Origin of the sequence: Martelella sp. NC20 (assembly GCF_013459645.1) — a bacterium.
GTDB lineage: Bacteria > Pseudomonadota > Alphaproteobacteria > Rhizobiales > Rhizobiaceae > Martelella.
The window spans coordinates 5,566,207-5,586,823 of sequence record NZ_CP054861.1 but is presented as its reverse complement, the minus strand read 5'-3'; the positions used below and the strand labels follow the sequence as shown (position 1 = coordinate 5,586,823).

Sequence of the window (20,617 nt, the reverse complement as noted above, 5' to 3'; positions counted from 1 at the left end):
GTCCTTCCTCCCTTTTTGTCCGTTCAGGCGGCGGCTTCGCGGGTCGCCGTCGCCATGAGCGTATGCGCATCGACGGGCTCATCGAAGCTTTCGGCGGCAACGCCGTCGATGAGCACCGTGGACCCGTCCGCCAGTCCGCCGACTTCCTCCGCGTCGGTCGAAATCACGATGATGGCGAGCCCCTGGTCCGCCAGCCGCCGCAGATGGGCGTAGATGTCCTTGCGCGCGCCGAGATCTACGCCGCGCGTGGGTTCTTCCAGAATGAGCAGCTTCAGGTCATCGACCAGCCAGCGCCCGATGCAGACCTTCTGCTGATTGCCGCCGGACAGGCCCGAGATCTTCTGGTCGACGCCGGTGGTGCGCACGCCAAGCGCCTCGATCCATTTGCGGGCATAGCCGCGCTGCGAGGCGGTCGACATGTGCTGGCCGCGGCTGTGGCGATCGAGAAAGGGCAGGGTGAAATTGTCAGCCAGCCCAAGATCTGGCACGATCCCCTCGGACTTGCGCTCGGCGGAGACGAAGCCGACGCCGGCGCGGATTGCATCGTTGACGCCTGCGGGCCGGAATGCCGACCCCACCAGCGTCAGGCTGCCGCTTTCGGGGTGGCGGGCGCCGAACAGAACCTTGCCGAGATCCTCGATGCCCGAGCCGATCAGGCCGAAAATGCCGTGAATTTCGCGTGCATGGACGTCGAAGGTGACATCGCGCACGCGCGGCGGGGCGCTGAGGTTGCGGGACGAAAACACCGTTTCGCCGAAACCCGACGAATGCGACGGAAACAGGTCGGTCAGCTCGCGCCCGAGCATGGCCGTCAGCACCGAATGGGTGTCGGTTTCGACTGTCATGAAATTGGCGACGTTGCGGCCGTCGCGCAACACCTCGATCCGGTCGGAGATCTGGAACACCTCGTCGAGGAAGTGGGAGATGAAGATCGTGCATACCCCGCGCGCCTTCAACCGCCGCATGATTTCGAAAAGACGGTCGCATTCGGGCGCCGAAAGCGAGGCGGTCGGCTCGTCCAGAACCAGAATGCGCGCATCCGCGGCCAGTGCGCGGGCGATCTCGACAAGCCGCTGCTCCGAGACCGAATAGCGCGACAGCCGGTGCGTCACATCGATATGGCTGATGCCGAGACTGTCGAGGATTGCGCTCGCCCGTTCGCGAAGCGTCGTCACGTCGACGCGCGACAGGGGACCGTCGCCATGGGTTGGCAGCGCCCCTAGAAAGATGTTTTCGGCGACGCTGAGATCGGGCAGGACCTGCAGCTCCTGCGGCACCAGCCGGATGCCGTGACGCATCGCGTCGGCGGGATTGCGGATCGTCGCTTCCCTGCCGTCGATGAAAATCGCGCCGGCATCGCCGGAATAGATGCCGGTCATGATCTTCATCAGCGTCGACTTGCCGGCGCCGTTGGCGCCGAGCAGCGCCACGATCTCGCCCTCATCGAGGGTGAAACGGACATCGTCGAGAACCTTGCCGGACCCGAAGCTCTTGGTGATCCCGGTCATTTCCAGCAGCATGACAAATCTCCTCCGCAAGACGCGGGCCCCGCGAACGGGACCCGCCTTTTTCTTTCATTCGGACGGAATCAGGTCCTGGTAATCCGACAGGTCGGGATTTTCGGCCTGAACCTTCAGATGTGCGGCAAAGGCCTCGGCCGGGAATGCGAAGTCTATCTCGTTCACGTCCGCGCACTGGCTATCGGGATAGAACTGGCAGAGATTGCCGCGGGTCACCATTTCATGGGTGACCAGCACTGCCGGCGGCAATTCCCTGCCGGCAAGCTCCATCAGCGCGAGCGGCACAAGATAGTTGCCGTAATTCTCCGGAAAATAGCCGACGGAGGCGATGAAGGCCGGGGCGGCGGCCATCGCCGCAATCTCGTCGGCGCCCATGCCGACGAACATCGCCTCGTCGCCGCGGTTGGCCTGCTCGACGGCGCGCAGCATGCCAAGGATCGACTGGTCGTTGATCGCAAGACCCAGGATCGGTGCGTCCTCGGGGATCCGGCCGATGAGGTCGTTCATCACGCGGAATCCTTCCTCCAGCGTTCCCTTGGTGTCGATCTTGATGATGTGATCCTCGGGAAAACCGGGATATTCGGCAAGGAAGCCCGCGACCTGACCGTCGGTGCGCATCGCCGGAATGGCGCCCGACTGCGGTAATTCGCCGATGACCAGATAGCCGGTCTCGACCTTGTCGTCGCCCCATTTCTCCCGGGCGGCCTGGCCGAGATAGGCCCCGCCCATGAAGCCCGAACGCGGGTTGTTCGCGCCCATGAAGGTCGCACCCGGCATCGGAATGTCGATCGCCGTGACCGGGATGTTCTCCTGGTTGAAATTGGTCATGATCGTCGGGCCGAAATTGGCGTCGGTCTGGAATTCGATCACGTAGTCGACATTGCGGCGCACATAGCTCTGCGCATTGGCAAGCGCGGTCGCGCCGTCGAAGGCGTTGTCGGTGACCAGCACCTTGACGCCGGCGAGTTCGGCGTTTTCGAGAATCCCCTTTTCCACGTTGAGGAAGAACGGGGCGTTGCGGCCGAGATTGGCGAAGCCGAAGGTGTAGCTATCGCCGTTCTTCGGCGGCGTGACCTTGCTGGCGGCGTCCACGAGGGCCTGATAGTCGGCCTCGCTCAGCCTCTGTCCGGCAAGATCGCCCGGCTCCAGCGCATAGGCTGGAAGTGCCAATAGTGAAACTCCGATGATCAGCATGCTGCGAAATGTCATCATTTCCTCCATACGAAACATTTCATTGGTTTATGCGAACACGCATCTCAGGCGGGCACGGGCTTGCGCAGGTTCCTGCCGGAAAGGTGATTGGTTATGTCGGCGGCCACCAGTTCCTGCAGCCGGTCGATCGCATCCTCCGAATACCAGGCGGCATGGGGAGAAAGCAGAAGGTTGGGCGCCTCGCGCAGCGGTGAATCCGCTGCAAGCGGTTCCTGTTCGAACACGTCGAGTGCTGCACCGCCGATCACGCCTTCGGCAAGTGCCGCCGCAAGTGCTGCCTCGTCGATCAGCGCCCCGCGCGCCGGATTGACGATCACGGCATGGGGCCGCATCTGCGACAGCCGATCGGCGTTGACGAAGTGACGTGTCGCGGGCGTTGCCGGCGCGTGCAGGCAGATGGCGTCGGCGCTGCGGAACAGGTCATCGGCGGACACTTTCGAAAGTCCGAGGGCCGCCGCATCCGTCTCCGACAGCGCCGGATCGGCAACCATGAAGGTGAAGCCGAGGCCGGAAAGGTTGGCATGCACCGCCCGCCCGATCTGGCCGAAGCCGAAGAAGCCGACCACGGTCTTGCCGAATGGCAGCACCGGCTTGGCGGCGCGCACCGCTTCCCATTTGCCGGCGCGCACGGATCTGTCGAGCGTGTGCAGCTTGCGCAACAGGGCAAGAAGGCTGGCGCAGGTATGCTCGGCCACCTCGCTGGTGCAGTAGTCGGGGACGTAGCCGACACTCATGCCGAACTCGCGCGCGGCGGCGACGTCGATATTGTCGAAGCCGATGCCGTAGCGCACCAGGGCAGCGCCGCTTGCCATCCCGGCGATGGCGCGGCGGTCAACCGCCGCGAACTGGACGAGCGCCATCGCCGCGCCGGCGATCGCCTCGGCGACCTCGTCGGCCGTCCGGCACTGGAAGGCCTCGAGCGTGTAACCCGCGGCCTCCGCGGCGGCGGTTTCCCTTTTAAGGTCGGGAAAGGTGTAATCGGTGACCACGACCCGGCGCGACATGTCTTCAGTCCTTCTTGTCGGAATTGTTCGCGGACACTTCGTCGAGCGCCCTGCGGGTGGTGGTGTAGACCTGCTGCATATGCGCGCGCATGGCCTCGCGGGCGGCGTCCGGTTTCCGGCTCTTGAGGGCAGCGAGAATGCGGCGATGGTCCTCTATCGACCGGCTCTGCGCATGACCGGCTTCGGCGGAGGCCCGGCGGAATTCGATGCCGAGCACATTCATGCTCTGCGCCGCGCGCGCCAGGAACGGATTGTCCGAGGCCACGGCCAGACGCTCATGGAAGGCGGAATCGAGCGCCAGATAGGCATCGACATCCTCGATAACCTCGATCTGGCCGGCGATCAGCTCCTCGAGCGCCTCGCACAGCGCGTCGTCGGCATGCTTTGCGGCAAGCGCGGCAAGCTCGCCCTCGATCAGGACGCGCGCCTCATAAAGCCTCTCGACCGAAACATCCGAAAGCGACAGGAAAAAATTAAGCGGCTTGAGCAGGTCCGCTGCATCGAGTTCGGTGACGAAGGCCCCGCCACCGTGGCGGATCTCGAGCACGCCCAGCACGGAAAGTCCGCGCATGGCCTCGCGCACCGTTGGGCGGCTGACGCCGAACCGTTCGGCGAGATCACGCTCCGAGGGAAGCTTGTCGCCCGGACGCAGACGCCCTGCCTTCACGAAGCCGAGAATCTGCTCCACGAGCAAATCCGAGACGCCCGTTCTGGAAATGGGTGTGATGTCAGCATCATTCAGAATGACCCCGTCCTCCCGATCAGGATTTAAATTGCCCAGGCTGTGTCGTTAAATGACCAAGTGGCCTGTCCACTTATTGACTAACCAAGGAATCCCGGCTAGTCAAGTCCCGACATTGAAGGTTTCCGGGAGGAGAGAAATGAAGGCTTCTGCAAGCGGCACGGACGGGAAGGCGCCCCGGAACGGCCTGAAGGACCTTATGGGGCGTGAATGCGCGGGCGTTGCATTGCTGGGGGCGTTCTACGTCCTTATCTTCGTCGTGTTCAGCCTGCTTTCCCCGTATTTTCTGCAGTCACGCAACTTGATGTCGATCGGGCTCAACATGTCGGTGATCGGGTTGATGGCGATTGCCGGTACGCCGCTGATCGTGGCCGGCGCGCTCGATCTGTCGGTGGCCGCGGTCGCCGGTCTATCCGGCGTCGTCGTGTCGCTGCTTTATTCGATGGGGATCAACATCTGGGCCGCAAGCGCGATCGCGATAGCGGTGGCCGTGGCGCTCGGCGGCCTCAACGGCGTGCTCGTCACCCGGCTCAGGCTCAATCCCCTCATCGTCACGTTGGGCACGATGAGCATCTATACCGGCGCCGCCCTGGTGCTGACCGGCGGTCTCAGCAAGCCGCTGATCGTTCCGGGGTTCAACTGGCTCGGTTCCGGCCGGCTGGCCGGCATACCGGTGCCGCTGCTGCTGATGGCATTGCTTGCGATTGCCACATGGTGGGTCATGAGCAAGACCCGGTTCGGCCGCGAAATCTATGCCTCGGGCGGCAATCCCGATGCGAGCCGGATCATGGGCATCCATGTCGGCCGGGTGCAACTCGTACTCTATCTGATCTCGGCGGCGGTCGGCGCCTTTGCCGGCATCGTGCTTGCCGCCATGCTGGGTGCCGCGGCCCCCAACGCGGCGGGCTCCCAGCTACTGACGGTGATTGCGGCGATCATCCTCGGCGGCACCAGCCTCTACGGCGGGCGCGGCAGCGTCTGGGGTACGGTGCTTGCGGTGCTGATCCTCGGAACCCTCAATAACGGCCTTACGCTGCTCGACATTTCGAGTTTCTGGCAGGAGATCACCCGCGGCGTCGTTCTAATCCTGGCGGTCACGTTCGACCAGTTGCGCGTCCGGAATGCAGAATAGGTAAAGGGGCATTGTCACGTTAAGTTTGCCAGGCCGAGAAAGGCCAGCGGCTCCAGAATTTTTAGGCGATGCAGGCCGCAGTTTTCCATGCATCGAACGCTTCGAGGCGATGGTAGCGAATTGTTTGTGCGGCACGACGGCGGGACGGAACTGAAAAGCAATTGCGGGTAGCGGAGTGCATGGCGACGAACCGCTGCAACGCTCCCGGTGACCGGTGGCCTTGCATGGTTCGTTCCCGTTTTCGAAACGGCAGGTGGTTATTCTCAGCCCTTTTGTCGCGTCGCTTTTGCAAGACTTCTTCGAGAACGGTGCCATGTTGGTCGACCACGCGCCAGAGCCAGAACTTGGTTCCAGCGCATTTCACAACGACTTCGTCCAGATACCAAACATCGCCGGGGCGGGCTTGCGGCCGCCGCAAGTTGCTAGCGATCTGGGGTCCGAAATTGGCGATCCAGCGGCGGACCGTCTCATAGGAAACGTCGATACCACGCTCGAGCAGGATTTCCTCAACTTCACGCAGGCTCAGATTGAACCGCAGGTAAAGCCAAACTGCGTGAGCAACGATTTCAGGCGGGAAACGGTGACGCTTGAAACTGATATCTGGTGTCTGCATCGTCGAAATTTACGCCCAACCGAAAACGCAGGCAAAGGCAATACAGGTTTACCTGACAACGCCGCGTAGACATAGTTCTCATCGCTATCCCGCATGCCCCGCCAGATTTTCCTCTACACATAGTGCCGCTCACGCGGGCTGCAACTGGCCGGTATCGAGGAACCGGTCGAGTTGATCGACGTAGGGGGCGATGTCGAGGTCGTTTTCCTTCAGCCAGTCGGGATTGTAATAGGTGTCGGCATAGCGCGCGCCGCTGTCGCAAATCAGCGTGACGAGCGAGCCTTCGCGCTTCTCCTGCATCATCTGCGCCGCGATCTGGCAAAGGCCGAAGAAATTCGTACCCGTCGAACCGCCGACCTGGCGGAATATGCGCTGCGAGAGCACGTGCATGGCCGCAAGCGATGCCGCATCGGGGACCCGGATCATGTGGTCGATGACCGTCGGCAGGAAGGATGGCTCGACGCGCGGACGGCCGATGCCCTCGATCCTGGAGCCGTCATCGCGGCTGACGGTGCGGTCGCCGCTGACATAGCTGTCGTAAAACACCGAGTTCTCGACATCGACGACGCAGAGCCGCGTCGGCAGGTTGCGGTAGCGGATGTAGCGGCCGATCGTGGCCGATGTGCCGCCGGTGCCGGCGCTCATCACCACCCATTCGGGGGTCGGATGCTCCTCGTTCTCCATCTGCGCGAAAATGCTCTCGGCGATATTGTTGTTGCCGCGCCAGTCGGTGGCGCGCTCGGCGAAGGTGAACTGATCGAGATAATGGCCGCCGGTTTCACCGGCGATCCGCTGCGCCGCCTCATAGACCTCGCCCGAGCGCTCGACCAGGTGGCAGCGGCCGCCGAAGCGCTCGATTTCCTCGATCTTCTGGCGCGACGTCGTGCGCGGCATCACGGCGATGAACGGCAGATGCAGGATCCGGGCGAAATAGGCCTCGGACACCGCCGTGGAACCCGACGACGCCTCGACCAGCGTCGTGCCCTCGCGGATATGCCCGTTGCAGATGCCGTAGAGAACCAGCGAGCGGGCGAGGCGGTGTTTCAGGCTGCCGGTCGGATGCGTGCTTTCATCCTTCAGATAGACGGACAGGCCGGCAAGGCCCGGGAAAACCGGCTTGATCAGGTGGGTGTCGGCGGAACGCCGGGCGTCCCCCTGCAACAGCCCGATGGCGCGGCGCGCCCAGGCGCGTTCGGCGCAGGCGGGCAGTGCGATCGAAAGACTGTCGGCCAACAGGCTGTTGCTGCTCATGGGTCAGATCCCGATGATCGCTTCGATCTCGACCAGCGCACCCTTCGGAAGGGCCGAGACTTCATAGCAGGCCCGCGCCGGGAAGGGTTCGGAAAAAGCCTTGCCGTATTCCGCATTGACATCGTTGAAACCGGAAAGGTCGGTCAGCAGCACGGTGGTTTTGAGCGTTTTCGTCAGGTCTGTTCCCGCCTCAGTGGCGATGGCCGCGATATTCTTCAGGCATTGCCGCACCTGCTCGACCGCGCCGCCTTCCACGAACGCGCCGGTTGCCGGGTCGATCGGCAGCTGGCCCGATACGAACAGCAGATCGCCCTGGCGGATGGCCTGGCTGTAGGGGCCGATTGCGGCCGGAGCGTTTGCGGTGGAAATGGCTTTCATGACGAGGTCCTCTTGTCTTCATTGTCTGAATGGCCGAGCGGATGCATCAGGCGGTTGGCCCAGCCGAAGATTGCAATAGCATGGATGAGGTCGATGATCTCGAAAGGTTCGAGGCCTGCGGCCTTCAGATTCTCGATATGCGTGCCGTCCGCGCGCGGCGGCGTCGCCGTCAGCGCTTCGGCGAAATCGACGATCGCGGCATCGCGGGCGGACAGCGCCTCCCGGTTTTCCGTCCACAGCGCGGCAATCACGGACGAGGAGCCGGAGAGGCGGATATGCTGACGGGCGTGGACATTGGCGCAGTAGCGGCAGCCATTGACCCCGGAGGCGGCAAGCGCGCCCAGCTCCCGTTCGGCGCGCGGCAGACCGCCCTCGGCATACATGATCGCATTGAACAGCGTCGTGCGCGCGACATAGCTTTCCGGATCGTGGGCGAGGGTGCGCACATAGGGCGAAACCTTCTTCGCCGACGGCGTCACCTTCATCGCTTCCAACTGTTCGGCCGTGGCGTGTTCGACTTCCACCGGCGGCAGATGCGGATGCCAGGTGAGCGGCTTGATGCGGATGGCTCCGAGAGCGCTCATGCTGATTGCTCCAGCAGGTGAAGACCGTGAGCGACCCTGATCTGAAAGCATGCGAAGGCCAGAAGCTCTGAAAGTGCGACCACCTGCGGCACGGTCAAACCGGCCGCAAGCAGCGCGTCAAGGCTTTCGCGGGTGCTTTGTCCTGGATCGGCGGCGATCATGTCTGTATGGGCGGCGATCGCGGCAAGGCGGCCATCGTCCGGCATCTTGCCGCGCGAAAGCTGTGCAAGGGCCTTCTCCCCGGGGACCGGATATTCGGCAAGCAGCCGTTCATTGCCGGCCGTCAGCGCCACCCGACGGGCGATTGCCGCGCGCAGCGCCGGAGAGAGACCGAGATCGTCTTCAGGGGCGAGAACGGCCACGCGGCAATCCTCCGCGCCGTTGAGGAATTCAGGGCGAAGCGCGCGAAGGGCGAAGACGGCGTCGTTTTCGGCAAGGCCGCCGGCGCGATCCAGCGCGTCGGGCCGGGCATGATGTATTGTCATTGTGGTCCCATGATGAGATTGGGGAGCCAGAGCGTGATCGCCGGCACGGTCGCCAGCAGGACAAGCACGATGATCGGCGGGATCAGCAGTGGCAGGATAGAGATCGCCAGCTTTTCGAAGCGCACGCCCGAAACAGCCGACATCAGATAGAGCCCGACGCCAAGGGGCGGCGTGGCGATGCCCAGAAGCAGGGCAAGGGTGATCACCATGCCGAACTGCACCCGGTCGATGCCAAAGGCATCGGCGGCGGGCAGCAACAGCGGCAGGAGGATGATCTTGGCCGGCGTCGCCTCCATGAAGCAGCCGATAATGATCAGCAGCACGATGGTGAACCCCATGAACACCCACGGCTTGCTGATCGCCTCCAGAATGCCCGAGGCGAAGGCCTGCGGCACCTGTTCGAAGGCAAACAGCCAGCCCATGATCTGTGAAAAGCCGATGATCATCATGATCAGCGACGAAAGCACGGCGCTTTCAACCAGTGCATTGCGGACGCCCTCCCAGGTGACCGAGCGATAGCAAATGCCGATCAGCAGCGAATAGCCGCAGGCGATCACGCCCGCTTCCGTCGCCGTGGCAAAGCCGAAGATGATGGAACTGAGAATGATCGCGGGCGCAATCAGAGCCGGCAATCCCTCGATCGTGGCGCGGCGCAGATCGCGCATGCTGGCGCGTTTTTCGCGCGGCATCGGCGTCCAGATCGAGATGAAACGGATATAGAGGATGAAGGCCAGCGCGACCAGGATGCCGGGAACGATGCCGGCGAGAAACAGCCGGGCCACCGACTGGTTGGCAAGCCAGGCATAAACGATCAGGCTGATCGAGGGCGGGACGATCGGCCCGACAAGCGAGGTCGCGACGGTGAGGGCCGCGGAGAATTCGAGCGAATAACCGCGCTCGCGCATCGCCTTGACTTCAAGCTGGCCGAGGCCGGCGATATCCGCGGTCGCCGCCCCGGATACGCCTGCAAACAGCAGCGAGGCGATGACGTTGACATAGGCGAGGCCGGCCCGGAAATGGCCGATCAGCGCCAGGCAGAAATTGAAGATGCGGTCGGTCAGGCCGATCGTGTTCATCAGGTTGCCCGCCAGCACGAAGAACGGGATGGCCAGAAGCGCGGGCTTCGCCGCGCCGTCGAGAATCTGTTGCGGGATGACGAGGCCCATATCCCCGAAACCGGCCCAGTAGAGACCGATGATGGCCCCGGCGCCGATGGCGATTGTAACCGATACGCCGAGAAGCATCAGCAGGACGAAGCCGCCGATGACGATCAGACCGAGGATCATTCGACCGCTCCTTTTTCCACCGGTTCGATGTCGCGCGGAAAGGCTTCGACCCGGCCCGTGGCGATCTCGATGAAGGATAAGAGAAAGTGCAGGAAAACCAGCGCCGAGGAGATGAACAGCGGCAGCGACTGGGTCCAGATCGGAAGGCCGGTGCCATCCATCGGCGCGCGCTGCAAGGCGATCAGCGCCGGGGCTGCGCGCAGGATCGCGATCATGACGGCCATGCCGACAAGACAGGCGAACAATCCGCCGATCCGGCGCCATAACGGCGGCAGGCGCGACATGAAAATGTCGACAACCACATCGCGGCGGTTGCGCATGTAGACGAAGAAGCCGAGCAGCAGCATCCAGACGAACAGCAGCAGCGTCCAGGAGAATATCCAGCCGAAGGCATGATCGAACACCGCCCGGAAGGCGACGTTGAACAGGTTCAGGGCGACCATGACGGCGAGACAGAGGGTTGCCAGCCCCTTGAAGAGGCTGGCGATGGCGTCAAGAAGGCCGTCAAGCGTCCGCATCACGATCACTCTTGCTTTGCGGCCTGAACGGCTTCGATCAGGCCGGCCGGTAGTTCGCCGTTGTCGGCGCGGTCCTGATAGAAAGCGGCCATCTTGTCGCTGAACTGCGTGGTGTCAAAGTCGAAGTTCACGGTGACGCCCTTCTTCGATTCCAGGTCAGACTTCAGCGTCGTGGCCTGCTCTTCCAGCAACTGGCGGGCATAGGCGGCCGCTTCCTGGTGCGCGCGTTCGAAGGCTTCCTGCTGCTCGCCCGTGAGCTTGTCCCAGGCATTGGCGTTCATCATCCATGCCACGGCCTGCGGATATTCGTCGGTCCTGATGATATAGGGCGCGACTTCATAGAACCGCGTCGATTCGATCAGTTCCGCCGGAGATGTCACGGCGTCGACGATGCCGCGATTGATGCCGTCATAGACCTCGCCCCAGGGCAGGACGCGCACTTCCGCGCCGAGATAGGTCCACGCATCGATGACCAGCTGATCCTGAAACTGGCGCAGCTTCAAGCCCTTGATGTCGTCGACCGACGCGATCGGCTTGTTGGACAGGAGCGTGCGGAACGTGCCGCGCGGCATGTCCGGAATGCTGCCGAGAATGGTGATGTTGGCCTTTTCGTTCACCGCGCCGAGCCAAGACTGGAACAACTCGCCATCGATGAAATTCGACCACTGATCGTAATTGTCGAACAGGAACGGCGCCGAGGCATAGCGGATGCTGTCTTCCCAGCGCGACATGAAGGACAGGCTCGACGGGGCGAGCTGGATGATCCCCTGGCTGAGCTGCTCGATGACCGAATCCATCGAGCCGATCTGCTCATTGGGATAGATTTTCACCTCGATGTCGCCATCGGTGTATTCGGACACCAGATCGGCGAATTTCTGGTAGGCCTTGCCCTCGAAACTGTCGGGCGTCATCATCGAGCTCAGTCGCCAGACCTCGGTTGCTGATGAAGGCTGCGCCAGGGCGATGGTCCCGATGGCGATCGTCGCGATACCCGCGATGCGTGTTATCAAAGACATGCTGCTATTCCTCTGTTTTTATCGTGTCGTTGCGTTTGCCGCGCATCGCCGCTTGACGGCGTGTTGCGCATCGATGACTTAATCTGCACTTGCCAATATCACATATATGGATAATGATGAGTTCAATATGTCAATATCGAATGATAAAATTTCTGATGTGAAGACGCTGGAAGCCTTCCAGGCCGCCATGGCCTGCGGCTCTATGACGGCGGCTGCCAGACAGCTTGGCATCGGTCAGCCGGCCGTGACCCGGCAGATCAGGGAGCTGGAGGATTCGGTGGGCTTCCCGCTGTTCCATCGCAACGGGCCGCGCATATCGCCGACCGAACGGGGCCTCCAGTTCTACGATGAAGTGCAGCGTCTGATGTCGGGCCTGCACCAGATCCGCGAACGCGCCGCGGCCATCCGGGACGGCCGCATCGCGGCGATCGATATCGCCGCAACGCCGACCATGGCGGGCGGGCTGTTGAGCCCCACTTTGGCGCATATGGGCGACGACCTGCCCGGCGTCGTCAATATCGAGACCATGAATGCCGAGCATGTCGCGCGCGCGCTTACCAGCCGGACGGCGGATTTCGGCATCTCCGCCCTGCCGCTCGAACATGCCACGCTGGAGGCAAAGGTGATCTGCGGCTCCCGGCTGGTGGCCGCCATTGCCGAAGGCGGCCCGTTCGATGTCAGCGAACCGCTGCCGCTTGAAAGCCTTGCCGTAACGCGGCTGCTGACCGTCGGCAATGCCTATCGCATCCGCGGCAAGATCAACGGCGCTCTGGAGCGGGATCGCATTGTCCCCGCCGCCGAGATCGTCACCAATTCGTCGCTCAACGCGATGATGGCCGCCCGCGCCGGGCTCGGCATCGCCATCATCGATCCGGTCACGGCGTTCGGCATTCCCGTCGAGGGCGTGTCGATCCGGCCGCTTGCCGTGGACCTGCCCTATGTCTGGGGCCTTTTCAGCGCCGCCGGTCGGGTGCTTCCGAGCGAACTTCTTTCTTTCGTGGCAGGTTTCGAGGCTGCCTGTTCGACGACAATACCAGACTGCGTGTTTCACGACCCCTCGGATGTCCGGTCGCTGGAACGCTCCGGTGTGTAACGCAAGGAACTGAACCCGAATGACGGAAACCTCTGGCCTTGTGGCGCTGGAAGCCGAACTTGAGCGGCAGCGCACACTGCTGAACCTGCCTCCCAAGGCATGGATGCCGGCGACGGGCGGCCCGGATGGCGCCGAGGTCCTCGATGTGGCGATCATCGGGGCCGGATTGTGCGGCCTTGTCGCCAACCTTGCCCTGCGGATGGAGGGGATTTCCAATGTCCGCCTGTTCGACCGGGCGCCGAAGGGGCGGGAGGGGCCGTGGATCACCTATGCGCGAATGGAGACGCTGCGCACCGTCAAGGCCGCCGCCGGCCCCGCCATGGGCATTCCCGCGCTGACCTTCCGCGCCTGGTTCGAGGCGCAATGGGGCGGGAAGGCCTGGGACCGCATGGATCTCGCGCCGCGCACCATTTGGATGGACTATATGAACTGGTTCGCCCGGGTGACCGGGGCGGATGTCGTCAACGACTGCGATGTCGCGGGGATCGCGCCGGAGGGCAATCTGCTGCGCCTGACGACGACGAATGGGCCGGCGCTCGCCCGCCGGGTGGTGATCGCCACCGGGCTTGACGCCATGGGCGCGCCGCGCCTTCCGGCTTGCGCGCGCCATATCCCGAAGGGCAAGGTCTATCATTCCGCCGATGTCTTCGACACGAAAACGCTGAAGGACAAGCGCGTCATCGTGGTTGGGGCCGGGGCCTCGGCCATGGACAATGCCGCGACCGCGCTGGAGCAAGGCTGCGCGCGGCTCGACCTGCTGGTGCGCCGCCCCGCCATTCCGGTGATCGACAAGTTCACCGGAACCGGTTCGCGCGGCATGACGTCCGGCTATGTCGGCCTTCCCGACCGGGTCAAGTGGGAGATCATGAACGAGGGCGACCGTTTTCCCGTTCCTCCGCCGAAACACTCGGTCGAGCGCGTCGCCCGCCACGGCAACGCCTTTCTCCATGTCGGCGCGCCGGTCACCGCGGTTGAGGAAACCGCGGACGGCATCCGCGTGGTCACGCCCAAAGGCGCGCTTGAGGCCGATGTCGCCATTTTCGCCACCGGCTTCGGCATCGATCTGGCCGAGCGGCCGGAGCTTCAAACCTTCGCGCCGCATATCCGCACATGGGGCGATGTCATGGGCCCGGAAAAATCGGCTGAAAATCCCGGTCTTGCCGCCCATCCCTATCTCGGACCCGACTTCGCCTTCACCGCAAAGACGGAAGGGGCCTGCCCGGCGCTTTCGAAACTCACCTGCTTTGCCTATCCCTCCGTGCCCAGTCACGGCAAGGTGACCTCCGGCATTCCGTCCTCGAGCGAAGGCGCGCGTAGGCTTGCCTCCGGCCTTGTGCGCTCGTTCATGGCGGAAGACGCCGAAATCCATCTCGCCCGCTTCCGCGACTATGATGTGCCCGACATGACCGGCGAGGAATGGCTTGCGAGCGACCTCACCGTCACGGCCTGAATTTTAGGAAAACTGCCATGAACGAACTCCATTCCTCCTCGATCGTCATCGACGCGCTGCAATGCTCCGATTTCAATCGCGACATCCTGCTGGAAGCCCGGAGCGGCGGCGTGACTGCGATCAGCGCTTCCTCCGTCCTGTGGGAGAATTTCCGCGGCGGCATCGACTATGTGATCATGTGGAAGCAGAAGCTTGCCGAAAACGCCGATATCGCCATGCCGGTCAGGACGCTGGACGATATCCGCCGCGCCAAGGCGGAAGGCAAGGTCGGGATCATTTTCGGCTGGCAGAACACCTCGCCGGTCGAGGACCGGCTGGATTATTTCGGCATCTTCAAGGATCTCGGCGTCAACATCATGCAGTTGACCTATAACACCCAGAACCTGTTCGGCGCCGGCTATCTTGAGGAAAAGGACAGCGGCCTGACCGGTTTCGGGCGCGAGGCGGTCGACGAGATGGGACGATGCGGCATTCTCATCGACCTGTCCCATGTCGGCATCCAGACGTCGCTGGATACGATCGCCTGTTCGCAAAAGCCGGTTGCCATCACCCACTGCCTGCCGCGCGGGCTGAAGGATGTGCCGCGCAACAAGCCGGATGAGGTGTTCAAGGCCTGCGCCGAAAAGGGCGGCGTCATCGGAACCTCGCTGTTTGCGCCCGGCCTTGCCAGGGGCAACGACGCGACGGTTGCCGATGTGATCGACGCCATGGAATACACGCTGGATCTGGTCGGCGAGGACCATGTCGCGATCGGCACGGACTTCAACCACAACCGGCCGCGTCCGGGCCCATGGCTGTTGTGGGCCAACAAGGACAAGGGCACCGGCCGTACGCTGACCGAATTCGGCTCGGCGAAGATTACCAAGCCGGAAGGAATCCGCCGCAATGACGAATTCCCGAACCTGACCGCGGAAATGCAGCGCCGGGGCTGGTCGCAAGCCCGCATCGAAAAGATCCTCGGCGGCAACTGGATGCGGCTGTTCGGCACGGTCTGGGGCTGAAGGGCTTCAGCGCTCCCGGATGGGTCAGAGGCGTTGCGCGCCGGAGGCGGAAAAGGTCCGGTTCGCCAGTTTCGGCAGCATCAGCCGGAAGACGATCGAGCGTACGCCCTGAAACAGCAGCATCGCGATCCAGAGGCCGTGATTGCCGAACAGCGGCTGCAGCACGGCCCAGGCGGCGAAATAGCACGCCAGCGACACCAGCATCAGCGTGCGCATCTCGCGCGACCATGTGGCGCCGATGAACACGCCGTCCATCTGGAACGCGATGACGCCGATGAGCGGCATGATCGCGGCATAGGGCAGGTAGGTGTTGGCGAGCGCCTGCGTTTCGGGGATCGGCGCGATCAGGGCCACCACGGCGGGGCCGGTCAGGAAGAAGGCTGCCGACACCAGCAGCGCCATCACAATGCCCCAGAGCGTGGTGAGCTTGATGACGCGATCGAAGGCCGGGCGGTAGAACGCGCCGACCGCTCGCCCCGCGAGCTGTTCAGCGGCGGTCGCAAAGCCATCGAGAAAGGCAACGCCGAGGAAGTAATAGCGCAGCAGCACGGTATTGGCGGCCAGGATTTCGGTGCCCAGCACGCCCGACTGGCGGGTGAAGAAGGATAGGCCGATCAGAAGGGCGAACGAGCGGATCATCATGTCGCGATTGACCGAGAACATGCGCTTGACGGTGGAAAGATCGGGCCACTCCCAAAGCTGCCGGTCGGTGCGCTGTAGGATGAGGATCGCGCCGATCGCGGCCGTCAGCCCCTCCGCGATCAGGCTTGCGGCCCCGGCTCCGGCAAGCCCCAAACCGAGCCACAATACGCCGGCGAAAGCCAGAAACAGGTTGAGGGCGTTCAGGACCACCTGCAGTAGCAGCGCCGTCACCGCTTCCCCCCGGCCGATCACCCAGCCGAACACCACGAAATTGAACAGCGCAAACGGCGCCGACCAGACCCGCCAGGCATAATAGGTCCATGCCGCCTCGCCGACCGCGCCGTCGGCATCAAGCGCTGCCAGACCCAGATGGCCGATCGGCACATGAAAGAGCAGGATGAGAAGGCCAGCAGCCAGCGCGATCAGGATGCCGCCAAGCAGCATGCGCTGCTCGAGGCGGCGGTCGCCGGCGCCGACGGCCTGCGCGGTAAAGCCCGTGGTCGCGCCGCGCAGAAAATTGAAGGTGACGAACAGGACATCGAAGATCACTGCGGCAAGCGCCACGCCGCCGATCAGCACCTGATCGCGCAACTGACCGACCACGCCGGTCGCGGCGAGGCTGACCAGTGGCGTCGAGAAATGAGCGATCATCATCGGCAGCGCGATCGTGAAAACCTGCCGGTGCGTGACCTGAAAGGGGCGCGAAACCCGACCGGCGGTATTCTCCACGATGACCTGTTCCCTGATTTTCAGTCCGTCGATTGCAGCCGGGTGATCCGGTGCGAGAAGCGAGGTCATGGATTAGGGCGAGGATCTCCGGGTCGTCAAGGTCGGTCGCCTGATTGCGATGACCCGGAAAGCTTGGATACGGGAACCGGATCTTCCGGGTCGGACGCCAGACCTTCAGAGCGACGACAGGACGCTCGTGACGCCCCAGATCACCACGCCCAACGGAACGAGGGCGAAGAGGGCGAAGATGCCGTCGCGGGTCAGGATCGAGAATGCGATCAGCGTGACGGCGACGCCGATGAGGGATGACGAGAACGGGATGAACTCCATCAGCGGCATCATTGCGCCGAAGATCACGCAGGAAAGCGGCAGCAGCCAGAGGAACGGAGGTTTGAACAGGAAGGTCAGGCGTTCGCGTGCGGCCCTGTCGATGAGGCGCGTCAGCGGCAGAAGCCTCCGCATGGCGGGATGCAGCTTATCGCTATTTACCTGCCTGTTGCGGATCCAGCGGGGGAGCCAGATCTGGCTGTGACCGACGAGTTGCTGGGCGGCGATCATCATGATGATCAAACCGCATACGGTCGAAAGACCGGGCACCCCGCTCAGCGGCGTGATCAGCACCAGCGCCGGCAGGACCAGAAGCGGCACGAACGAGGCATGGCCGAAGGAGGACATGAGATGGTCCACCGAAATATGGCCGTCCCCCGCTTCTTCCATGGTTTGTTCAACGATCTCCGTCAGCGAGTGAAACTCGCGTTCGGACGAGGCGGCGGGTGACAAGCAAGGCTCCTGCAAACATTGATGTGATGTCTGGCAAACGCCGCGGGCAGCGCTTGGTTCCGGCAAGCGGTGATCGGCATTGCATTTTGCTGTGCGCTGTGTACCTCTTTTATGCAACACGGGAAAGCGAGGAAACTATGTCGGAACATCGTTTGGATCGGTTGGAAGCGCAGATGGCGGCTCATCAGGAGGTGTTGATCGCGCTTGCCGCGGCCCTTGCGGAGGGCAAGGATTATTCGGTCTTCCGCCGCGCCCTCGACGGGCTGTTGACGGTCAAGGGCCAGGAGGAGGACCCGGGCTTCGAACCGGACGAGGCCTTCGCCTTCCAGTACCGGGTCGCCGACACGATCCGCGCGATCGTCGACGGCGCGGAAGCGCGCGCCGACCGGTAGTCGCCCGGAACCAAAAGCCGGTCTCCGTCGTTCCCTCAGAAGTTCGATCGGAGATTGATGACATGGTTGCCGCGAGAAATGAAGCCTCGGTCAAGGACGAGGATACCTACAAGGCTTTGCGGCGCGACGGAGCCTCCAAGGAAAAGGCCGCGCGCATTGCCAATGCAAAAGCCAACGACCGCATGAAACCCTCGAAAAAGGGCGGCGAGGCGTCCCCCTACGAGGAGTGGACGCGCGATGACCTTTATGATCGCGCGCGCGAGATCGGCGTCGAGGGCCGGTCGAAGATGAGCAAGCAGGACTTGATCAGGGCGCTGAGAAACCACTGAACGGGATCAGCGCGCCATGCTGTCAGGCTTTCCCGCGTCTTCGCGATCAAGCAGATCCGCAACCATCCTGAAGGCTGCGACGATGCTTTGCTGCTCGCCGCCGGTAAAGGTGGCGAAGTCGGAGGCAAAGCCATCCGCGAAAAGCGACGGCGCTGCCTCAAGCGTGCGCGCACCCGTTTCCGTCAGTTTGGCCTGTACCGTGCGCCGGTCACTGGTCGAGCGGATGCGGGTGATCAATCCCTTGGCCTCGAGCTTGTCGAGAATGGTGACGGTGGTGGCCGGACTGAGATCGGCCTGTTTCGAAATTGCCGCCGTCGTCAATGCGCCCTGGTCGCTGACGGCCTTCAGCACCACGATCTGCGGGATGGTCAGCCCGGTCTCGCGCCCGATCCGTTTCGAACGAATGTCGATCGCATGGGCGATGCGGCGGATCGCCTTCATCACGGCATCGGCGTTTTTGATCGCTATATCGGGGTTGTTGTCCATCATCAGGGCATTTAATTACAACAGAAATCATTTGAACTCAAATGATTTCTGTTGTAATTAAACACAACCCCAACGCGCGGGCTCCGGCTCGCGATGGATGAAACAGTGCGCCGCGCGACGACCGCGCCGGCGCTTTGACCTATGCGCCCGGCCGAATCGGGCCGCCATTCTAAAGGAGCGACCGACCAGACCATGTGTGGTATTGCCGGAGAGATCAGATTCGATGGAACACTAGCAGATTCCGAAGCCGTGGCCCGTATTACCGCAGCGCTTGCGCCGCGCGGGCCGGACGGCAGCGGGATATTCGCACAGGGGCGCTTCGCCTTCGGTCACCGGCGTCTGAAGATCATCGACCTTTCCGAAAAGGCCGCCCAGCCGATGACCGATCCCGAGCTCGGTCTCACCATCGTGTTCAACGGCTGCATCTACAATTACCCGGAGCTCAGGCGCGAGCTGGAGGACAAGGGCTACCGGTTCTTCTCCACCGGCGACACCGAGGTCATCATGAAAGCCTATCATGCCTGGGGCCGCGATTGCGTGAAGCGGTTCCACGGCATGTTCGCCTTCGCCATTGTCGAGCGCGACAGCGGCAAGGCGATGATCGCCCGTGACCGTTTCGGCATCAAGCCATTCTATTACGCCATGAGCGGCCGCAATATCCGCTTTGCCTCGACGTTGCCGGCGCTTCTGAAGGGTGGCGGCATCGACAAGACTGTCGATCCGGTGGCGCTGCATCACTACATGTCGTTCCACGCCGTGGTTCCGCCGCCGCATACCATCGTCAAGGGCGTGCGCAAGCTGCCGCCGGCCACCACCCGCTGCTTCGAGCCGGACGGCTCGTTCGAGGATATCCGTTACTGGTCGCCGAAACACGAGCGCGACGCCGCCACCGCCAAGCTCACGCGTGAGGAATGGCGCGACCGGGTGCTGGACGCGCTGCGCACCGCCGTCAAGCGCCGCATGGTGTCAGACGTTCCGGTCGGCGTATTGTTGTCGGGCGGCGTCGATTCCTCGATCATCACCGGCCTGCTCGCCGAAGAGGGGCAGAAGGACCTGATGACCTTTTCGATCGGCTTCGAGGAAGCCAATGGCGAAAAGGGCGACGAGTTCTCCTATTCCGACCTGATCGCGGAGCGTTTCGGGACCGATCATCACAAGATCTTCGTGCCGTCCTCGGAACTGATGAGCGCGCTGCCCGACACGATCCACGCGATGTCGGAGCCGATGGTCTCCTACGACAATATCGGTTTCTTCCTGCTGTCGCGCGAGGTCTCCAAACATATCAAGGTGGTCCAGTCCGGCCAGGGCGCGGACGAGATCTTCGCCGGCTATCACTGGTATCCGCCGCTCGAAAATTCCAACGATGTCGTGGGCGACTATGCCAGGGGCTTCTTCGACCGCGACCGTGCCAAGCTGTCGCGCCACCTTTCGCCCGAATGGCTGGCCGAGGAGGATGTCAGCCGCGCCTTCGTCGAAAGCCATCTGATGGCCGCCGGCGCCGAAGGCCCGGTCGACCGGGCGCTGCGCCTCGACAGCCAGGTCATGCTGGTTGACGACCCGGTCAAGCGGGTGGACAATATGACGATGGCCTGGGGACTGGAGGCGCGCGTGCCGTTCCTCGACCATGAGCTTGCCGAGCTTGCGGCCTCGATCCCGCCGGAGTTCAAGCTCAATGACGGCGGCAAGGGCGTGCTGAAGGACGCCGCAAGGCTGGTGGTTCCCCACGAGGTGATCGACCGCAAGAAGGGTTATTTCCCCGTGCCCCAGCTCAAATATATCTCGGGCGAATATCTGGACATGGTGCGCGACGTCCTGACCAGCCAGGTTTCCAGCGAGCGCGGGCTGTTCAGGAAGAGCTATCTCGATGACCTGTTCCTCGATCCGATCGGCCACATCACGCCGCTGCGCGGTTCGGAACTGTGGCAGGTCGCGCTTCTGGAAATGTGGCTGCAGTCACACGACATCTGAGGGGAG

At 63.0% G+C, this 20,617-nt stretch carries 22 protein-coding genes; 7 read left to right on the top strand and 15 right to left on the bottom strand.

The genetic code is table 11. The features are described from left to right. Positions 1-23: 23 nt before the first annotated feature. From HQ843_RS26575 to HQ843_RS26560, 4 genes are read right to left on the bottom strand one after another with little or no spacing between them, the layout of a single operon-like run. Positions 24-1,520, bottom strand: coding sequence for a sugar ABC transporter ATP-binding protein (locus HQ843_RS26575; RefSeq protein WP_180900391.1), 1,497 nt, complete (start codon positions 1,518-1,520; stop codon positions 24-26). A 54-nt stretch (positions 1,521-1,574) separates the two neighbouring features. Then, entirely contained in the window at positions 1,575-2,729 is a 1,155-nt protein-coding gene (locus HQ843_RS26570) for a sugar ABC transporter substrate-binding protein (protein WP_246710232.1), read from the bottom strand. A 47-nt stretch (positions 2,730-2,776) separates the two neighbouring features. Continuing rightward, positions 2,777-3,736 carry a C-terminal binding protein gene (locus tag HQ843_RS26565; RefSeq protein ID WP_180900393.1) on the bottom strand — a complete coding sequence of 320 codons (960 nt, stop codon included), beginning with the start codon at positions 3,734-3,736 and terminating at the stop codon, positions 2,777-2,779. 4 nt (positions 3,737-3,740) lie between these two features. Next, positions 3,741-4,424, bottom strand: coding sequence for a FadR/GntR family transcriptional regulator (locus tag HQ843_RS26560; RefSeq protein ID WP_180900394.1), 684 nt, complete (start codon positions 4,422-4,424; stop codon positions 3,741-3,743). Positions 4,425-4,617: 193 nt separating this feature from the next. Between HQ843_RS26560 and HQ843_RS26555 the strand changes: the two genes are divergently transcribed. Beyond that, on the top strand, positions 4,618-5,610 hold the full coding sequence (locus HQ843_RS26555) for an ABC transporter permease (protein ID WP_210280278.1): 993 nt from the start codon (positions 4,618-4,620) through the stop codon (positions 5,608-5,610). Positions 5,611-5,671: 61 nt separating this feature from the next. Here HQ843_RS26555 and HQ843_RS26550 read toward each other — a convergent pair whose 3' ends face one another. From HQ843_RS26550 to HQ843_RS26515, 8 genes are all read right to left on the bottom strand, one after another. Continuing rightward, a complete protein-coding gene (locus HQ843_RS26550; protein ID WP_180900395.1) occupies positions 5,672-6,223 on the bottom strand; it encodes an IS6 family transposase in 552 nt (183 codons plus the stop codon). A gap of 129 nt (positions 6,224-6,352) precedes the next feature. Then, positions 6,353-7,474 carry a PLP-dependent cysteine synthase family protein gene (locus tag HQ843_RS26545; protein ID WP_180900396.1) on the bottom strand — a complete coding sequence of 374 codons (1,122 nt, stop codon included), beginning with the start codon at positions 7,472-7,474 and terminating at the stop codon, positions 6,353-6,355. A gap of 3 nt (positions 7,475-7,477) precedes the next feature. Continuing rightward, positions 7,478-7,852, bottom strand: a complete 375-nt coding sequence (locus HQ843_RS26540) for a Rid family detoxifying hydrolase (RefSeq protein WP_180900397.1) — start codon at positions 7,850-7,852, stop codon at positions 7,478-7,480. Continuing rightward, on the bottom strand, positions 7,849-8,436 hold the full coding sequence (locus HQ843_RS26535) for a peroxidase-related enzyme (protein ID WP_180900398.1): 588 nt from the start codon (positions 8,434-8,436) through the stop codon (positions 7,849-7,851). The genes HQ843_RS26540 and HQ843_RS26535 overlap by 4 nt, the downstream gene beginning before the upstream one ends. Next, on the bottom strand, positions 8,433-8,921 hold the full coding sequence (locus HQ843_RS26530; RefSeq protein ID WP_180900399.1) for a hypothetical protein: 489 nt from the start codon (positions 8,919-8,921) through the stop codon (positions 8,433-8,435). The genes HQ843_RS26535 and HQ843_RS26530 overlap by 4 nt, the downstream gene beginning before the upstream one ends. Continuing rightward, complete coding sequence (locus HQ843_RS26525; protein WP_180900400.1) at positions 8,918-10,207, bottom strand: TRAP transporter large permease; 1,290 nt, start codon at positions 10,205-10,207, stop codon at positions 8,918-8,920. The genes HQ843_RS26530 and HQ843_RS26525 overlap by 4 nt, the downstream gene beginning before the upstream one ends. Then, positions 10,204-10,725 (bottom strand): TRAP transporter small permease, encoded by a 522-nt coding sequence (locus HQ843_RS26520; RefSeq protein WP_180900401.1) that lies wholly within the window; start codon positions 10,723-10,725, stop codon positions 10,204-10,206. Before HQ843_RS26520 ends, HQ843_RS26525 begins: the two co-directional genes overlap by 4 nt. 5 nt (positions 10,726-10,730) lie before the next feature. After that, positions 10,731-11,741, bottom strand: coding sequence for a TRAP transporter substrate-binding protein (locus tag HQ843_RS26515; RefSeq protein ID WP_180900402.1), 1,011 nt, complete (start codon positions 11,739-11,741; stop codon positions 10,731-10,733). 127 nt (positions 11,742-11,868) lie between these two features. On the opposite strand from HQ843_RS26515, the gene HQ843_RS26510 reads away from it, so the two are divergent. The 3 genes from HQ843_RS26510 to HQ843_RS26500 are packed head-to-tail and all read left to right on the top strand — an operon-like array spanning position 11,869 to position 15,285. After that, positions 11,869-12,834, top strand: a complete 966-nt coding sequence (locus tag HQ843_RS26510) for a LysR family transcriptional regulator (RefSeq protein ID WP_246710231.1) — start codon at positions 11,869-11,871, stop codon at positions 12,832-12,834. A gap of 19 nt (positions 12,835-12,853) precedes the next feature. Continuing rightward, on the top strand, positions 12,854-14,284 hold the full coding sequence (locus HQ843_RS26505; RefSeq protein WP_180900404.1) for an NAD(P)-binding domain-containing protein: 1,431 nt from the start codon (positions 12,854-12,856) through the stop codon (positions 14,282-14,284). A gap of 17 nt (positions 14,285-14,301) precedes the next feature. After that, a complete protein-coding gene (locus HQ843_RS26500) occupies positions 14,302-15,285 on the top strand; it encodes a membrane dipeptidase (protein WP_180900405.1) in 984 nt (327 codons plus the stop codon). A 24-nt stretch (positions 15,286-15,309) separates the two neighbouring features. Here HQ843_RS26500 and HQ843_RS26495 read toward each other — a convergent pair whose 3' ends face one another. Next, positions 15,310-16,725 (bottom strand): MATE family efflux transporter, encoded by a 1,416-nt coding sequence (locus tag HQ843_RS26495; RefSeq protein WP_246710230.1) that lies wholly within the window; start codon positions 16,723-16,725, stop codon positions 15,310-15,312. 105 nt (positions 16,726-16,830) lie between these two features. Beyond that, positions 16,831-17,436, bottom strand: coding sequence for an exopolysaccharide biosynthesis protein (locus HQ843_RS26490; protein WP_180900406.1), 606 nt, complete (start codon positions 17,434-17,436; stop codon positions 16,831-16,833). Positions 17,437-17,609: 173 nt separating this feature from the next. Between HQ843_RS26490 and HQ843_RS26485 the strand changes: the two genes are divergently transcribed. Both HQ843_RS26485 and HQ843_RS26480 read left to right on the top strand, forming a co-directional pair. Beyond that, entirely contained in the window at positions 17,610-17,828 is a 219-nt protein-coding gene (locus HQ843_RS26485; protein WP_180900407.1) for a hypothetical protein, read from the top strand. A gap of 62 nt (positions 17,829-17,890) precedes the next feature. After that, entirely contained in the window at positions 17,891-18,157 is a 267-nt protein-coding gene (locus HQ843_RS26480; protein WP_180900408.1) for a DUF7218 family protein, read from the top strand. A 6-nt stretch (positions 18,158-18,163) separates the two neighbouring features. Here the strand turns inward: HQ843_RS26480 and HQ843_RS26475 are convergent, their stop codons facing one another. Next, entirely contained in the window at positions 18,164-18,646 is a 483-nt protein-coding gene (locus tag HQ843_RS26475; protein WP_180900409.1) for a MarR family winged helix-turn-helix transcriptional regulator, read from the bottom strand. 189 nt (positions 18,647-18,835) lie between these two features. Between HQ843_RS26475 and HQ843_RS26470 the strand changes: the two genes are divergently transcribed. After that, a complete protein-coding gene (locus tag HQ843_RS26470) occupies positions 18,836-20,611 on the top strand; it encodes an N-acetylglutaminylglutamine amidotransferase (RefSeq protein ID WP_180900410.1) in 1,776 nt (591 codons plus the stop codon). The last annotated feature ends 6 nt before the right edge of the window (positions 20,612-20,617 follow it).

Excerpts from the sequence above, each read along its gene's own strand:
- HQ843_RS26575 (WP_180900391.1), bottom strand. The coding sequence starts at position 1,520 with ATGCTGCTGGAAATGACCGGGATCACCAAGAGCTTCGGGTCCGGCAAG.
- HQ843_RS26570 (WP_246710232.1), bottom strand. The coding sequence starts at position 2,729 with ATGACATTTCGCAGCATGCTGATCATCGGAGTTTCACTATTGGCACTT.
- HQ843_RS26565 (WP_180900393.1), bottom strand. The coding sequence starts at position 3,736 with ATGTCGCGCCGGGTCGTGGTCACCGATTACACCTTTCCCGACCTTAAA.
- HQ843_RS26555 (WP_210280278.1), top strand. The coding sequence starts at position 4,618 with ATGAAGGCTTCTGCAAGCGGCACGGACGGGAAGGCGCCCCGGAACGGC.
- HQ843_RS26550 (WP_180900395.1), bottom strand. The coding sequence starts at position 6,223 with ATGCAGACACCAGATATCAGTTTCAAGCGTCACCGTTTCCCGCCTGAA.
- HQ843_RS26545 (WP_180900396.1), bottom strand. The coding sequence starts at position 7,474 with ATGAGCAGCAACAGCCTGTTGGCCGACAGTCTTTCGATCGCACTGCCC.
- HQ843_RS26540 (WP_180900397.1), bottom strand. The coding sequence starts at position 7,852 with ATGAAAGCCATTTCCACCGCAAACGCTCCGGCCGCAATCGGCCCCTAC.
- HQ843_RS26535 (WP_180900398.1), bottom strand. The coding sequence starts at position 8,436 with ATGAGCGCTCTCGGAGCCATCCGCATCAAGCCGCTCACCTGGCATCCG.
- HQ843_RS26530 (WP_180900399.1), bottom strand. The coding sequence starts at position 8,921 with ATGACAATACATCATGCCCGGCCCGACGCGCTGGATCGCGCCGGCGGC.
- HQ843_RS26525 (WP_180900400.1), bottom strand. The coding sequence starts at position 10,207 with ATGATCCTCGGTCTGATCGTCATCGGCGGCTTCGTCCTGCTGATGCTT.
- HQ843_RS26520 (WP_180900401.1), bottom strand. The coding sequence starts at position 10,725 with ATGCGGACGCTTGACGGCCTTCTTGACGCCATCGCCAGCCTCTTCAAG.
- HQ843_RS26515 (WP_180900402.1), bottom strand. The coding sequence starts at position 11,741 with ATGTCTTTGATAACACGCATCGCGGGTATCGCGACGATCGCCATCGGG.
- HQ843_RS26510 (WP_246710231.1), top strand. The coding sequence starts at position 11,869 with ATGTCAATATCGAATGATAAAATTTCTGATGTGAAGACGCTGGAAGCC.
- HQ843_RS26505 (WP_180900404.1), top strand. The coding sequence starts at position 12,854 with ATGACGGAAACCTCTGGCCTTGTGGCGCTGGAAGCCGAACTTGAGCGG.
- HQ843_RS26500 (WP_180900405.1), top strand. The coding sequence starts at position 14,302 with ATGAACGAACTCCATTCCTCCTCGATCGTCATCGACGCGCTGCAATGC.
- HQ843_RS26495 (WP_246710230.1), bottom strand. The coding sequence starts at position 16,725 with ATGACCTCGCTTCTCGCACCGGATCACCCGGCTGCAATCGACGGACTG.
- HQ843_RS26485 (WP_180900407.1), top strand. The coding sequence starts at position 17,610 with ATGGCGGCTCATCAGGAGGTGTTGATCGCGCTTGCCGCGGCCCTTGCG.
- HQ843_RS26480 (WP_180900408.1), top strand. The coding sequence starts at position 17,891 with ATGGTTGCCGCGAGAAATGAAGCCTCGGTCAAGGACGAGGATACCTAC.
- HQ843_RS26475 (WP_180900409.1), bottom strand. The coding sequence starts at position 18,646 with ATGATGGACAACAACCCCGATATAGCGATCAAAAACGCCGATGCCGTG.
- HQ843_RS26470 (WP_180900410.1), top strand. The coding sequence starts at position 18,836 with ATGTGTGGTATTGCCGGAGAGATCAGATTCGATGGAACACTAGCAGAT.